General features: G+C 44.7%; 16 protein-coding genes. 4 read left to right on the top strand and 12 right to left on the bottom strand.

Annotation, left to right across the window (positions count from 1 at the left end):
• Positions 1–24: 24 nt before the first annotated feature.
• Both MHN00_RS17405 and MHN00_RS17400 read right to left on the bottom strand, forming a co-directional pair.
• The gene (locus MHN00_RS17405) at positions 25–702 is read right to left on the bottom strand and encodes a DsbA family oxidoreductase (RefSeq protein WP_239301943.1); all 678 of its coding nucleotides are present in this window, start codon (positions 700–702) and stop codon (positions 25–27) included.
• Between the two features lie 82 nt (positions 703–784).
• Positions 785–1,600: an SGNH/GDSL hydrolase family protein gene (locus MHN00_RS17400; protein ID WP_239301942.1), complete on the bottom strand. Its 816-nt coding sequence runs from the start codon at positions 1,598–1,600 to the stop codon at positions 785–787.
• 83 nt (positions 1,601–1,683) lie between these two features.
• On the opposite strand from MHN00_RS17400, the gene hemN reads away from it, so the two are divergent.
• Positions 1,684–3,057, top strand: coding sequence for an oxygen-independent coproporphyrinogen III oxidase (gene hemN / locus MHN00_RS17395; protein ID WP_069944469.1), 1,374 nt, complete (start codon positions 1,684–1,686; stop codon positions 3,055–3,057).
• A gap of 2 nt (positions 3,058–3,059) precedes the next feature.
• Here the strand turns inward: hemN and MHN00_RS17390 are convergent, their stop codons facing one another.
• From MHN00_RS17390 to moaB, 7 genes are all read right to left on the bottom strand, one after another.
• Positions 3,060–4,301 carry an ATP-binding cassette domain-containing protein gene (locus MHN00_RS17390; RefSeq protein ID WP_069944470.1) on the bottom strand — a complete coding sequence of 414 codons (1,242 nt, stop codon included), beginning with the start codon at positions 4,299–4,301 and terminating at the stop codon, positions 3,060–3,062.
• A 1-nt stretch (position 4,302) separates the two neighbouring features.
• Positions 4,303–4,998, bottom strand: a complete 696-nt coding sequence (gene modB, locus MHN00_RS17385) for a molybdate ABC transporter permease subunit (RefSeq protein ID WP_014976765.1) — start codon at positions 4,996–4,998, stop codon at positions 4,303–4,305.
• A 2-nt stretch (positions 4,999–5,000) separates the two neighbouring features.
• Positions 5,001–6,260 carry a molybdate ABC transporter substrate-binding protein gene (gene modA / locus MHN00_RS17380; RefSeq protein ID WP_239301941.1) on the bottom strand — a complete coding sequence of 420 codons (1,260 nt, stop codon included), beginning with the start codon at positions 6,258–6,260 and terminating at the stop codon, positions 5,001–5,003.
• Positions 6,242–6,715: a molybdenum cofactor biosynthesis protein MoaE gene (locus tag MHN00_RS17375; RefSeq protein WP_239301940.1), complete on the bottom strand. Its 474-nt coding sequence runs from the start codon at positions 6,713–6,715 to the stop codon at positions 6,242–6,244. Before MHN00_RS17375 ends, modA begins: the two co-directional genes overlap by 19 nt.
• Positions 6,716–6,717: 2 nt before the next feature.
• Positions 6,718–6,966, bottom strand: coding sequence for a MoaD family protein (locus MHN00_RS17370; RefSeq protein ID WP_239301938.1), 249 nt, complete (start codon positions 6,964–6,966; stop codon positions 6,718–6,720).
• 163 nt (positions 6,967–7,129) lie between these two features.
• Positions 7,130–7,609 (bottom strand): cyclic pyranopterin monophosphate synthase MoaC, encoded by a 480-nt coding sequence (gene moaC / locus MHN00_RS17365; RefSeq protein ID WP_239301936.1) that lies wholly within the window; start codon positions 7,607–7,609, stop codon positions 7,130–7,132.
• A complete protein-coding gene (gene moaB / locus MHN00_RS17360; RefSeq protein ID WP_152910878.1) occupies positions 7,606–8,112 on the bottom strand; it encodes a molybdenum cofactor biosynthesis protein B in 507 nt (168 codons plus the stop codon). The genes moaC and moaB overlap by 4 nt, the downstream gene beginning before the upstream one ends.
• Before the next feature lie 124 nt (positions 8,113–8,236).
• Between moaB and MHN00_RS17355 the strand changes: the two genes are divergently transcribed.
• Together MHN00_RS17355 and MHN00_RS17350 are read left to right on the top strand one after the other, a co-directional pair.
• The gene (locus MHN00_RS17355) at positions 8,237–9,007 is read left to right on the top strand and encodes a HesA/MoeB/ThiF family protein (RefSeq protein WP_239301935.1); all 771 of its coding nucleotides are present in this window, start codon (positions 8,237–8,239) and stop codon (positions 9,005–9,007) included.
• A gap of 90 nt (positions 9,008–9,097) precedes the next feature.
• Positions 9,098–10,216: a succinylglutamate desuccinylase/aspartoacylase family protein gene (locus MHN00_RS17350; protein WP_061095258.1), complete on the top strand. Its 1,119-nt coding sequence runs from the start codon at positions 9,098–9,100 to the stop codon at positions 10,214–10,216.
• A gap of 202 nt (positions 10,217–10,418) precedes the next feature.
• Here MHN00_RS17350 and MHN00_RS17345 read toward each other — a convergent pair whose 3' ends face one another.
• Positions 10,419–11,321, bottom strand: coding sequence for a hypothetical protein (locus MHN00_RS17345; RefSeq protein WP_239301934.1), 903 nt, complete (start codon positions 11,319–11,321; stop codon positions 10,419–10,421).
• Positions 11,322–11,356: 35 nt separating this feature from the next.
• Positions 11,357–12,472 (bottom strand): aminotransferase class I/II-fold pyridoxal phosphate-dependent enzyme, encoded by a 1,116-nt coding sequence (locus tag MHN00_RS17340; protein WP_069944474.1) that lies wholly within the window; start codon positions 12,470–12,472, stop codon positions 11,357–11,359.
• 138 nt (positions 12,473–12,610) lie between these two features.
• Between MHN00_RS17340 and MHN00_RS17335 the strand changes: the two genes are divergently transcribed.
• Positions 12,611–13,039, top strand: coding sequence for an Lrp/AsnC family transcriptional regulator (locus MHN00_RS17335; RefSeq protein ID WP_014976775.1), 429 nt, complete (start codon positions 12,611–12,613; stop codon positions 13,037–13,039).
• Here MHN00_RS17335 and MHN00_RS17330 read toward each other — a convergent pair.
• A complete protein-coding gene (locus tag MHN00_RS17330) occupies positions 13,036–13,671 on the bottom strand; it encodes a hypothetical protein (RefSeq protein ID WP_239301933.1) in 636 nt (211 codons plus the stop codon). The two genes, MHN00_RS17335 and MHN00_RS17330, sit on opposite strands and share 4 nt — an antisense overlap.
• Positions 13,672–13,693 lie beyond the last annotated feature (22 nt).

Raw genomic sequence — 13,693 nt, 5'->3', positions numbered from 1 at the left:
TACCTCTACACCCGTTTAACCTGCTTATTGCTGTGATGCTGCTTGGGCAATAAATGCAGCCAATGTTGCTGGCTCTTGTGCCCCGGCTACGCCCTGATTACCAATGACAAAAGTAGGTACACTCTGAATACCACGCTGCATCCAAATAGTTTCCTCCTCACGCACTGCTTGCGCGTATTTTTCACTTTTAAGCGCTTGTTCAGCTTCAGACTTATCAAGGCCAATAGTTTGTGCCAACGTTACTAGAACACCTAGATCATTAATGTTTTTACCGTCTGTGAAGTAGGCTTTAAATAAGGCCAGCTTCATTTCTTCTTCAAGACCGTTTTCTGAAGCAAAGTGAATAAGCTGATGGGCCTTAAACGTGTTCTGCATGCGAGAGTCGTCAGTAAAGTTAAACGAAAAGCCTAATTGCTCGCCCGCTTCTACTAACCGTGCTCGGTTCTGCGCGCTTTGCTGCTCACTAATGCCGTATTTTTCCATTATGTGCTCGCGAAGGTTTTGCCCTTCTTCTGGCATATTGGGGTTTAGCTCGAAGGGGTGAAACTTAATATCCACTTCAATGTTATCAAGGGTTTTAATGGCTTCTTGCAAACGCTGGTACCCAACAATACACCATGGACATACTACGTCAGAAACCATATTAACTGTTACACTCTGCATACCGCTCGCACTTTGTACACCTTGCTCATTTGCTGCCATGATAGGCCTCGCTTTATTGAATTCATGAAGATATAAGGGCTTAGATAAGGTTACAAAAAGAAACTTCAACCCCACACTGCGATTATTTCGTCGCAGTTACATCAGTTTCTGCTGTGACTTTTTTTGTCGTGCCCATTGTGGTGCTGTAAAGCGTGGAAAGTTTTTCAAGGGCTGAGTGTGCCCATATTTCATAGCCTTTCGTGGAGGGATGAAAGCCATCTTCTGCCATCAAACCACTTTGCTGAATATTCGTCATAGTTCCGCTCACATTAAGTGCACTAACATATAATATGTCTGCGTTAGCTAGGTCTGTTACGCTATCAGCCAAAGCTTGGTTTAGTAACCACGCGCGGTAACCTAATAGTGCACGCAAAGGTTGCGGAAGCGCAGGAAAGCAATGAATTGGCGGTAGCGCAGTAAACAATATTGTTTCGCACCCAAATTTATCTGACAGTAGCGTACTAATAGCATCGATGTTTTGCCGCCACCGTTTCAACGGTACAAATTTGGTCACGTCGTTAACACCAATAGAGACGAGCACCGACGAAAAGTGCTCGGCAGGCATTTCATGAAGAAGCTTGAGCACATCTTCACTTTTAAAACCTGTTTTAGCATTCAACGTCACTCGCGTTGGCCCATGCTTAACAAGGTTTGAGTACAGCAGACCTGTGAGTGCCCCCATTTGCGTCGTTGCACCAACACCAGCGGCAGCAGAATCGCCTATAACCAAAACGTTATTAGTTAGCAGCAATTTACTATCGGCTGAGGCTAATACCCGCTCGCCGTCGGGCTCTGGCAGTACAGCGGTCTTCTTCCTCACCCACAATGCTTGAAGCAAAATGACTGGAAGAAATAAAACAATTATCAGGTTTAAAACCAAAACCTTGAAGTAGATCAAATCAGCCTCCTAAGCAATCCATTAAGCTTTAACCATCGAATTGAATTCGCGCCTAGATATCTACATATAAGTGCAGAGCCAATATGACAATAATTGCCGTACAACACCGTCCCGTATCAACCATTACCAAATATGCGTTGAATGCTCCTCGCTATACCTCTTACCCTACTGCACTTAAATTTGAACCGCTACAAGATGACATACTTCCACAAGCACTTGCAGTGTCAAAAGCGCCGGCAGTAAGTCTCTACGTGCACATTCCATTTTGCAAAACGCTGTGCTACTACTGTGGCTGCAATAAAATGGTGACGCGTCACAATGAAAAAGCGGACGAATATTTAGATTACATAGAAAAAGAAATCCTGTCTAAGCGTTATTTAACTGACGGCAGGCGTGCAGTTTCTCTGCACTTGGGTGGCGGTTCACCCAGTTTTTTGAGCGAGACTCAGCATACTTATTTAATGTACCTGCTTAAGAAACACTTTACCTTTGAAGCAGGTGCTGAACTGTCAATTGAGTTAGATCCCAGAAATATCGATAAACGCTATCTTCAAAACTTAAAATGTCTCGGCTACACACGCATTAGCTTTGGTTTACAAGATACTGATTACAATGTTCAGAAAACCATAAATCGTGTACAAAGCACATCTCACATTGCCGATTTAGTATTCGAGGCTCGGTCGCTGGGTTTCGACTCAGTCAACTTAGATCTAATTTATGGTTTACCGAATCAGTCAATTGAAACGTTTTCATCAACCATCGCCGCAACAAAAGCCATGATGCCAGATCGTATTTCGCTTTTTAGCTATGCACACCTTCCCGAGAGGTTCGCAGCGCAGCGTAAATTTGCTGAAGAAACACTGCCAAGTAGTGAAGAAAAAGCGGCGCTTTACAAGCTTGCCGTTAACAGCTTTACAAACATAGGTTATGAAATGATTGGTCTTGATCATTTTGCCTTAAGCAAAGACTCACTGGCTATTGCGAAAAATAAAGGCGAGCTTCACCGCAACTTTCAAGGGTATACCTTACGTGGCGACGCCGACCTTATAGGGTTCGGCGTATCAGCCATTAGCACGGTAGGTAATGCCTTTGCGCAAAATGCTAAGGAGCTAAAAGAATATTACCATCGCTTAGACAACCACCTGCCCAATGCGAAAGTCGGACTGTCATTAAGTGTCGACGACCTTATTCGCAGAGACGTGATTTCTAGCTTAATGTGCAATTTAGCGGTAGACAAGCAAGCAATTGCCGACAAGCACCACATCATTTTTGATGAATACTTTGCTTCAGCCTTAAACAACCTTGAAGAACTTAAAGAAGACGGGCTTATCGAAACAACATCTCGGTATATTCGAGTGCCAGAGTCTGCTCGCATTTACATTCGGGCTATTTGTGCGCGTTTCGACGCTTATTTGAACGCAAATGAAATACTCAGTAGCTACTCCAAAGCCATTTAAACCTAGGGCAATTTAAACCGCGCAATCACTTGCATCCCTACATCAAGCTTAAGACGCGATAGAGAGATACAGCTAATGCTGGCATATAGGGTTTGGTTACTGCCTAGTACATCAAGTTTTAACAACACTTTCGCGCTGTTTACGGTCGCTAGCTGTTTAGAAGTTAACTTTGTATCTGTGAGTTCTGTATCGGCGTTATTTTCTGGCTCGTTCAGGGGACTGAGTGGATTCGCCACGGGTTCGATGCTAGATATAACACATGGCAGCGCATTTAAAATACTGATTGTGCTGGCATTGCCAAAGTCAGCAATATTGGTATCGATACTTACATCACAGGCTTTAACTGCAAAACGAACAAAAACTTTTTCACCGCTTTGCTGAGGCAAATAGGACACTGATTCTGCAGTGACGAATATCTCTTGCCCCGCTACCTCAACGCGCTCAATACCGTTTTCCGACTGGCACTGCTCATTGCCTTGTAAGGTTAGAGCATTTTGATCTTGTTGGGTTTCGCTACCGTGTTTGTAGCTGACAACGGCGTTTTGTGACTGGTTGCTGTCATGTGCTTCGCTTTGCGCAGTAACTTTAAATCCCTCAAGTACGCTAGACGGTGTCGCAAATCCCTCTTTTGCGAATACTTGAGTCAACACATCGAGCGTTTTTCCACAAAGCTCGGTGCGGCCTTGGTCAATAAAAACCAACTCATCGCTGAACAAGGCAAGGTCATCTAAATCGTGAGAAATCACAAGGCATATGAGCTTCCCCGACACACACAAATTGTTCAAAAACTGGTAAATTTTGCGACGGGTAAAGATATCAATCGCGCTTAGCGATTCATCTAGCAATAACACATCTGGTCCATTGACCAACGCACGCGCAATCGCGACCCGCTGCGCTTCGCCGCCAGAAAGCGCTTGAACTGGCTTATCAATTAAATGTTCGCAATAACAGCCGCGCAAACACGCATCGATAGACATTGCATTAGGGCTTGCGTGACGCTGCGCAAGGGCTAAATTACCGCGCACATCGGTATGGGGAAATAGCATGGGCTGCTGAAAAACGATACCGACCTTTTGAGAGGTCCACGGCGTTTGCACTTCTGCGCTTTTTTCTACGCCAGCTAGGGCGCGAAACAAGCTGCTTTTTCCCGCACCTGATGGACCGGTAATCCCAATGAATCGGCTTTGCGGCTGCAATGAGATTTGTGCGTTAATGCGATTAGAAAGTCGCGCAGATATTTGCATGTTAACGCGCCTCATCACTTCGTGCGACACCGTTAAAACGATAGAGCGCCGCAAGCATCACAAATGAAAAAATAAGAAGGGCCAACGCAAGGTTGTGTGCACTGTTATATTCCAACGCTTCTACCTGTTCATATAGCGCGATAGACAGCACCTGAGTTTCTCCAGGAATATTGCCACCTATCATTAGTACTACGCCAAACTCGCCTATGGTATGTGCAAAGCTTAAGCCTAATGCCACCACGATGGGCGCTTTGCTTAAAGGAAGCACTATTTTTATAAACGCTTCAAAGGCCGAAAACCCCAGCGTTTTTGCTACATCTAAATAACGGTTATCCAATTGTGAAAAGCCGCTGTACAAAGGCTGCAGAGCAAATGGTAGGGAGTAGATGACAGACCCCAACACCAAACCTTCAAAGCTAAATGCTAAATTGCTCCCGGTTAGGCTTTGCCATCCCTGCCCCAACGCACTTTGCGGCGAAAAAGCAATAAGCAGATAAAAACCCAGCACAGTTGGCGGTAACACCAAAGGCAACGCGAGTATCGACATCACCAAAGGCTTAGCTTTGCTCTGCCATTTCGCTAAAAACCACGCTAGCGGCAATGCGATTAACAACAGCAAACCGCTGGTTATAAAGGCCAGTTTTAAGGTGAGTAATATGGCTTCAAGTGTCGATGCCCCGAAGAATTCTGTGAGCATACTTAGTTACCGACGCCCGATGCAATGGTAGGTTCATAACCCCATTCAATTAAGCTGTGCTGCACCCCTTGCGACATTAAATACTGTACGAACAGGCTGGGTGATGACACTCCCTTAGCGTCACTCAAACGAAACGCTCTGGTTGGCTCAACGTTGTCGCCTTTGTGAACAGGCTCATCAACTGGCGCTGCCGCATTTTTGATTGGAAGTGGTTCGAACAGATTCGGTGATAGTGTAGCTACCGTTTTACTGTTAACCACCAACGACTGAATGATGGGTTGATACAAGGTTTCAGGTACTGGGACGATAACCGTAATAGCCTCAGTGCTTTCAGTATTCACAGCACTGTTAAAATTAGTAGGCAAGTCAGAAGATAAGTTTGCAGGCAAATCTAACGCCGATGAGTATGCAACGAACGCCCCTTTCACGCTGCCGGTGGTATAAAACTGCAAGGTTTGCAGCACGTTTTTACCCATCACTCTGTGAGGTAAAAACTGTTGCCATAAGGATAAGTTTTGCAACGTCTGTTGCGCAGCATCACCATAGGGGGCCAGTTTAGGATTTGCGATAGCTACCTTGTTTTGTGGATTTTCCATTAATTGAACAAGCTGCTTCGACAAGCAATCGGTAAGCTGAACGTTTATTTGTGCAGTGGTGTCTTTCGTAGATGTACGCGCTATTTGATCGCAGCTTCTTCCACTCGATGTCTTACTAGATATTTCACTAAATGCCTGACTTGATAAGTCGCCAGCATAGACAAACGCCAGCTTGCCTTTAGCGTAGTCCACCAAATTGCCGTGGTGCACTAAGTTATTATCAACCAACGCTTGCGGCCGAGCGCGATCTGCAGATAGAAAAACGTCGAAGCTAGCACCATGTTGAATTTGCGCATACAAAGTACCGCTAGAAGAAACCGTTACCGCGACTTCTATGCCGGTAAGCTCAGTAAACTGCTCGGCAACACTCTTTAGCGGTTTTGCAAAGTTTGCCGCAACGGCTACGTTAATTTTTTCGTCGCGCTTGAAATTTACCGACTGGTTTTGTTTTTCGGCACTAATAACGCTCCCTTCATTTACATTATTATTTGCCGCTTCAAAACTACCCGCTTGTGCTGCAGAGCTGTGAAAAAACGTAACACCTGTGGCTACACTAGCACTTGGGCTAGCGCTTGCGCTAACACTTACCAAAATAAGCATGGCCAAGTTAACAAAACTTGAAAGTCGCATTGCTAAAGAAAAGAGCATTACTTTTTGCGCATCCACTTAAGTGCCGCTTTATCGTCAGATGCTTTCGCCTCAACCCATTCAGATTTATCGCCCTTAAATTCTTTTTTCCAAAGCGGTACCGACTGTTTAAGCATGTCCATTAAGTAGCAGGCAGCGTCAAACGCCGCCTGGCGGTGGGGAGCGGCGGCACCTACCCATACAATTTGTTCGTTGTTGTGTATACGCCCTACTCTATGCAGTGCGCCAGCACTGTTAAGTGAAAAGCGTTCGCTCGCTTGTTCAACAAGAAGCATTAACGCTTTTTCAGTCATACCCGGGTAATGCTCTAATTCGATGCCGTCTATATCGCCAGCATTATTAAAGTCTCGCACTAGCCCAGTAAAAGTAACAATCGCGCCGGTGTTGCCGCAGGCATTCTCATCTGCCGACTGTTTTAGCCTAGCGTACAGCTCGCCTTGGTCGAAATCTTCAACCTGAACTAGCGCGAACATAGCTAGCCCCCTGTCACAGGTGGAAATAGCGCCAGCTCATCGCCGTCGCTAAGTATTGTTTGGAGATCGCAAAGCTCTTGATTACAGGCAGTTAGCACACTGCCCTCTAGGGCTAATGCCCACTTGTCACTGCGCGTTTTAAGCTGCGATATCACGGTCTCAATAGTGCTGTTCTCGCTCATATGAAGCGCAATATTGTCCTCTCCCGTAATCTCTCGGGTTTGTGCGAATGTTTTTACCGTTACCTGCATGCTTTGCCTGTTATCTACTTTGTTAAAGTCGCTTTGTGCGCGCTGTTTGATATTTTTAAGCCTGGGAAATGGATTGAGCCTTAAGTGCATTGCTTTCTGAGCGCGTGTACGCTTTATGCACTTTAGGCTCGTTAATTTTTAAGCTCGCTACTTTTCATGTGCACTAGGTGTCAGACTGCCAGTGACCTGTCTTACCGCCTTTTTTCTCCAGTACCCGTATCCCTTCCATATGCATGCCAGGGTCGATGGCTTTGCACATATCAAACAAGGTTAACAGCGCCACATTTACACCCGTGAGCGCTTCCATTTCAACGCCGGTTTTACCGCTTAGCTTGCAATAGCAGGTGGCTTTAATTCGGTTTTGTTCGGCCTGAATGTCGAAGTTTATATCCACCTTTGACAGTGCCAATGGGTGACAAAGAGGAATAAGATCGGCGCAGCGTTTCGCCCCTTGAATACCCGCTACACGGGCAACTGCAAATACATCTCCTTTTGCAATTTTTGCTTCAGAGATTTGGCGAATAACGTCTTCGCTTACGTATAAAAAACCCTCTGCTGTAGCTTCTCGCTTGGTAACGTCTTTGTCGCTAACGTCTACCATGTTAGCTTCGCCACCAGCGTTTAAATGGCTAAAGGTACTCATGCTTGCACCAAATGCTTCACAAAATTACACGGTCTAAAGTCGGCATCAAGCTGGCTAGAAATAATTTTTTCCCACGCCGTACGACACGCGCCTGTTGAGCCTGGTAAGCAGAAAATAACCGTATTATTGGCAAAGCCCGCAACCGCGCGAGACTGAATGGTTGATGTGCCAATCTCTTCATAGCTAATTTGACGGAATAGCTCGCCAAAGCCGTCTACTTCTTTATCGAACAATACACTGATGGCCTCTGGCGTTGAATCACGGTGGGTAAAACCTGTACCACCGGTAATTAATACGGCGTGAATGTTTTTATCGGCAATCCATTTCGACACCACGGCGCGCTGCTGATAAATATCGTCTTTCACCAAATCGCGATCGTAAAGGTTATGGCCAACCGAGGTAAGCGCCTCTTTTAAATAGTCTCCTGACTTATCGTTTTCGAGGGTGCGCGTATCTGAAATAGTTAGTACGGCAATATTAAGGGGTTGGCTGACAACTGACATATGAAATCCTAATTTGATATGCGACATTTTGGCGGTTTTTGATAAAGTACCAGCCAAAATACTAATTGGTAATCACTTTATAAGGGTGCATGCCATGAATTCAACAACTAAGTTGGCATAAACTATGTTTAAAAGCCTAACTCATCAGCAGGCTATGCGTTATAACCGCCACATTGTGCTTCCCAAAGTGGATCTAGAAGGTCAAGAAGCGCTGCTAAACGCCAATATTTGTATCATTGGTATTGGCGGGCTTGGCACCGCGGCTGCTACTAACCTTTGCGCCAGTGGCGTGGGCTCTCTTACACTTATCGACCACGACACAGTTGAGGCCACTAACCTACCAAGGCAAACCTTGTTTAGCGAACAAGATGTAGGCACAAATAAAGTAGAGGCGGCTAAAGCGCGGCTTACTGCAATAAACAGCGACTGCGACATTACCGTAATGGCAGAACCGTTTTCGGCGCCCGGCGCTAGTCAGCTGTCACCAGCGTTAAAACAGGCCATAGAGCGTGCTGACGTTGTGCTTGATTGCACCGACAATACAGACTCGCGAGATTTAATAAACCTACTGTGTTTTAAACTAAATACCCCGCTAGTATCGGGTGCAGCCATTCGCTTTGAAGGCCAGCTTTTCGTAGCTGTACCCGGTGAGAGCCGCTGCTATGCATGCTTGCGGACGCTATTTGAATCGCCTGACCTAAGCTGTGTTGAGGCAGGTATATTCTCGCCAGTGGTAAATATTGTTGGTACTTACCAAGCAATGCTAGCTATGCAAGTATTGATGGATTTCGATAATATTCCTAAAAACACGTTAATGACGTTTGATGCTCTGTCGCACGAGTGGCGAAACTGGAAGTTACCTAAAGGCGTAGATTGCGAGCTATGTGCTTGTTAAGTTTATGTGCATTTGCGGCATGAATTCTAAAAACGTGATTAAAAACAACAGACTAAAACAAAGAACAAGACAGAAAATAGGTTGATTTAAATGACAACCCAAGTAGTGAAAAAACACATGGTAGTGGCGCAAAACGCGTCTGGACGTAACATGAACGTGCCAATTTATCGTATGAAAGGCGCGCGGCCTGGCCCTACTGTGTATATTCAAAGTTCTATTCACGGCGCAGAAGTACAAGGTAACGTGGTTATTTACCATCTTATTCAGCGCTTAAAAGACATGGATATTTGCGGCGAAATTATCCTAGTGCCCAACTGTAATCCCATTGGTACTAACATTAAAGCCGGTGAGTACACATTAGGCCGGTTCGATCCTGTGAACGGCACAAACTGGAACCGCGGCTACTTCTTCGATAAAGATGCAGTTGAACATTTCGCCAAAACAGTCACCCGCGAAGAGTCAATTGAAGGCATAAAACAACGTTTTCGTGCTCATTTATCTAACGCTATCGACAACAAATTGGCTGAACCATGGGGTTTAGGCTTGGCACAGCAGTTAAACCTAAAGCTACAGCAAATGGCGGTCAACGCCGATTTCGTGTTAGATCTCCACAACGGCCCGGTGTCTACCCGTCACGTTTATATTCCCGAGTACGCCAAAGACAGTGCTAAGCTGTTTAACATTCCCCATTGTATTTTTATTCCAAACGTATTTGCGGGGGCGTTGGACGAAGCGACGTTCTGCCCATGGTGGACACTGCAAGAAAGCATAAAAACTAATTTAGCGCGTGAGGTAAGCTTTAACGTTGAAGCGTTTACGCTTGAAATGGGTAGCCAAGAAGTTATCGACTTTAACGAAGGTAATATAGACGCCACCAGTATTCTTAGCTACTTAAACGCCAAAGGCGTATTGCACGAATGCGATATTAAACCGACAGAAATGAAGCGTTTAGGCGTGTATTTAAAAGACTATAAAACCCTGTTTACTAACTGGGGCGGCATGGTGGAGTACATGGCGAAACCAGGCCAAACGGTGAAGAAAGGCGAACCACTGGCGCAAATTTTAAATATTGACGATCTGGATACCGACAACGGCAGCAGGACCTTAGAAGCGCCTTGCGATTTGATCCCTATTCTGCACTTCCCGTCGGCTTCGGTATTGAGTGGGACGCAGCTTTACAAGGTGTTTACTAATTATCGGGAATTGTAGGTTTTATCTACAAATAGATACGATGCGAACTTGGTTGCAACAAATTGGACTAGAGTTTGTTGCAACCGCCCTAAGGGAGTGCTTATTCGCTGATTCATAAAGCAGCTACAAAGCGCACCTTTTTCACGAGAAATATTGGCGAACTACGCAAGGGTCAATAGTCCGTTTTGCTAGATTCACTGAATATTTAGCAAGATAAAGCTTAGTTAATCCTATTTAGTACAAATTCGGCAATTTTTAAATCCTGAACTGCCAAACCCGTTAAATCTACAACCGTTGTCTCTGTTGCCATCGTTGGTCGCCTCCCCTTTGCGATTTCTGCTCCCAACTCGAACACTTGATGTTCACCGATAGCGGATGCACGAAGTGCTCTAGATACCTCACCACGTGTTAAACTTTGCTTTTTACTGTCCACAATAATTCTGGTGGCATTCACCAAAATATCTGTATCCAGCTCCTGCTTCTCGGGTGTATCGGAGCCAATTGCAATTATTAATGTTCCTGCTTGGATCATATTCTGGCTTAGTAACGGTCGGGAAGACGGGGTTGTGGTAATGATTAGGTTTGACTTCCCGGCCAACGACTCCAAGTGCTCGATAAGCTCTACATTATAACCTTCGACTTGCATGGACCGTCTAAAGCGTTCAGCAGCTTCCGTTGAACGTCCCCACACTATTATCTTTTTACATCCTGTCACTTGACTCACTCGCTTCACCTGAAGACGTGCCTGAATACCAGTGCCTACTACCCCAATGGCAGAGACCACGGCAGGAGCAAAATACTTGGCAACAATGGCGCCTGCAATTGCAGTACGATGGTCGGTTAAAATACCTTCATCTTGCAGTAAACATTTGGCTTCACCTGTTTCGGTGGAGAACAGCATCATCAAGCCGTTGCTGGACGGCAAGCCTAATACACTATTGCCATAAAAGCCTGATGCAACCTTAATCACATAATGAACTCCAGCCTTGAGGTAACCGCACTTAACATGTACTTCACCTTTCTCAAGCACTAGCTCACTTACAGGCGGGATGCACGCTAAGCCTTTGGAATAGTCAACAAATCCACTTTCAACATCAAGCAATGGGTCGAATTGCCTCAGCACGGTCAGAATTTCAGATTTAGTGACAATCTTCATGTTTACACCCCATATTTGTGCTTCACATAATGACTAATTCTCTCCAACCCTTTTTCTAAATGATCGCTAGGCGCGCCTATTCCTACTCTGAAGTAACCGTCTAAGCCATACACATCACCAGGTAAAATAAGCACGCTCAATTCTTGTCTAAACTCGTGGGCAAGCTCAGTCGAGTTAACTGGTAAATCATAACGAATAAATGCCATACCTCCTGCCTTGGGCGGTACAAACGAGGCCCAGGAATTTTCATCGACCCACTCACTAATTCTATTTAGATTATCTATTAAGAATTCTTTACTGCGGGTTAATACCTGATGCCGAAAGGTTGGTTCTAGCACTATATTCGCTACATATTCGCTTACAGCACTAGTGGTGATGCTGGTATAATCCTTACACTGCCACGTTTTGTAGATGTCGTCGGGTAGCCCAACTAGCCATCCTAGGCGTAAACCAGGCATCGCCATAGCTTTTGACAAGCCGCAGGTAATAATCGCCTTTTCATATTCATCTGCAAAACTAGGTAGTTCATTTCCATCAAACTCCGCACCTTTGTATACCTCATCAGCATGGATATAAATGTCGTGCCGTTTTGCAAAGTTCACCAATTCCTGTATTTGTTCAAGAGGCAGCGTAGATCCCGTTGGGTTGTTGGGATGACAAATAGTGAGCATCTTGGTGTTAGCAGATATACTTTTTTCTAGCAGTTCAAAGTTTGGTAGCCAACCGTCTTGTTCCAATAATGGAATTTCGACGACCTTCACCCCTAACGACCTAGCCCACCCAGCTATCTGCATGTAGTTAGGAACAATAACTATTAGCTCATCGCCTTTTTCAAGTAAGCTCATTACCATTAGGAAATTTGCTTCAGCCGAGCCATTTGTAACGATTACATTGTCAGAAGTTCGATTGCTGTATAGGGCAGCAATGCGCTCTCGAAGTTGCACACTACCATTAGTCCAACCGTATCCAAGTTCAATACTCAATAGCTCTTGTTGCTGCTCCTGATTGAGCAGTTCGTTTAATCGATATGGGTGAACACCGCTATCAGATAGGTTCAGTTCAACTAAGTTTTCATAGAGTGATTGGATTCGTTCAAGTGTAAATTCATCGATTTGCATGATTTGTCTTCTGTAGGTCAATTGATACTGCTCAGTGTATGCTTGACCTGCTAAGCGATGAATAACACAATAATTGAATTTCGCGCATTTAACTTTGTAAAACAAAGGAAAAGGTTGCGTTTACTTTGGAAAAATAAGATGGACAAGATTAACAGAAATATTCTACATATTTTGCAGTCTGAGGGGCGTATTTCCTTCTCGGAATTAGCGAAACGTGTCCACCTTTCCGCCCCCGCGGTTGCTGAACGCGTAAAGCGATTAGAAGAGGAAAGCGTAATTACCGGCTATACTGCAACAATCGATAGCCACAACATGGGATTACCTATTACAGCCATGGTTCAAGCCCGTGTATTTATTGGTAAGGAGCCGCAAATACTAGCATTTATGAAAGAACGGCTAGAGGTCGTTGAAGGATACAATGTGACGGGTGAACGCGCCTTCATAATGAAAGTAGCGACAGATTCAATGAAAGCACTAGACGGCTTTTTGGAAGATCTATCAATAATGGCAGAGTCCAATACAATGATGATATTGTCCAGCGTGACGAGGAAGCCGCTCACAATTTAAGTACAATTTATCCCATCCAAACCAATATCATGTTTAAACTCTCCACGTCCGTTAAACACGCCAAAACCAACATCGGTTGCTTTAAGCTGTAAATCTACAACCCAGTCTGTTTGTTCAATTGGTTTTAATTCAAAACGGTGTAAAGGAAGTGGGCATTTTAAGTAAAAGTTATGATAAGCCTTTCCCAAAGCACCTTGGTCTAGGGTATGCACGTAAATAGTGTTTTTGCCTATTTCAAATTCTTTATGAAAGTAGTCTGTATTATCGGTTAACACCATATCCATTGCGACGTCAAAAAAACCTAGGTTAACCTGAATAAAAGCCACTACAGCGATAAAAATGTTAAGGATGTTAGAAACCCATTTATTTTTTAACAAAAGCTTAAGTGCGCCTTTCTGCTTAAAAATCAGGTAAACACCTACACATACCGCTATCAATTTCACCCAGGCTACCATATCCCCGACCTGTGACATGAGCTTTGGGGAATGGTAGTTCATCCCCCACAAAACACTCCCATTAACGCTTTCAGCTAAAGGTATGAGAATTAGCAGTAGCCCAACAAATACAGGAATACGCCGTACCGCAGCATCCCTGTGCGGCATTGACGTTTTTTTACTACTATGGTTTTGCATCAGCAGCGTCCTTGGTAGCAGC

This window comes from Alteromonas sp. Cnat2-8 (assembly GCF_022348355.1).
GTDB classification, from domain to species: domain Bacteria; phylum Pseudomonadota; class Gammaproteobacteria; order Enterobacterales; family Alteromonadaceae; genus Alteromonas; species Alteromonas macleodii.
This window is presented reverse-complemented; position numbering and strand designations above follow the sequence as displayed.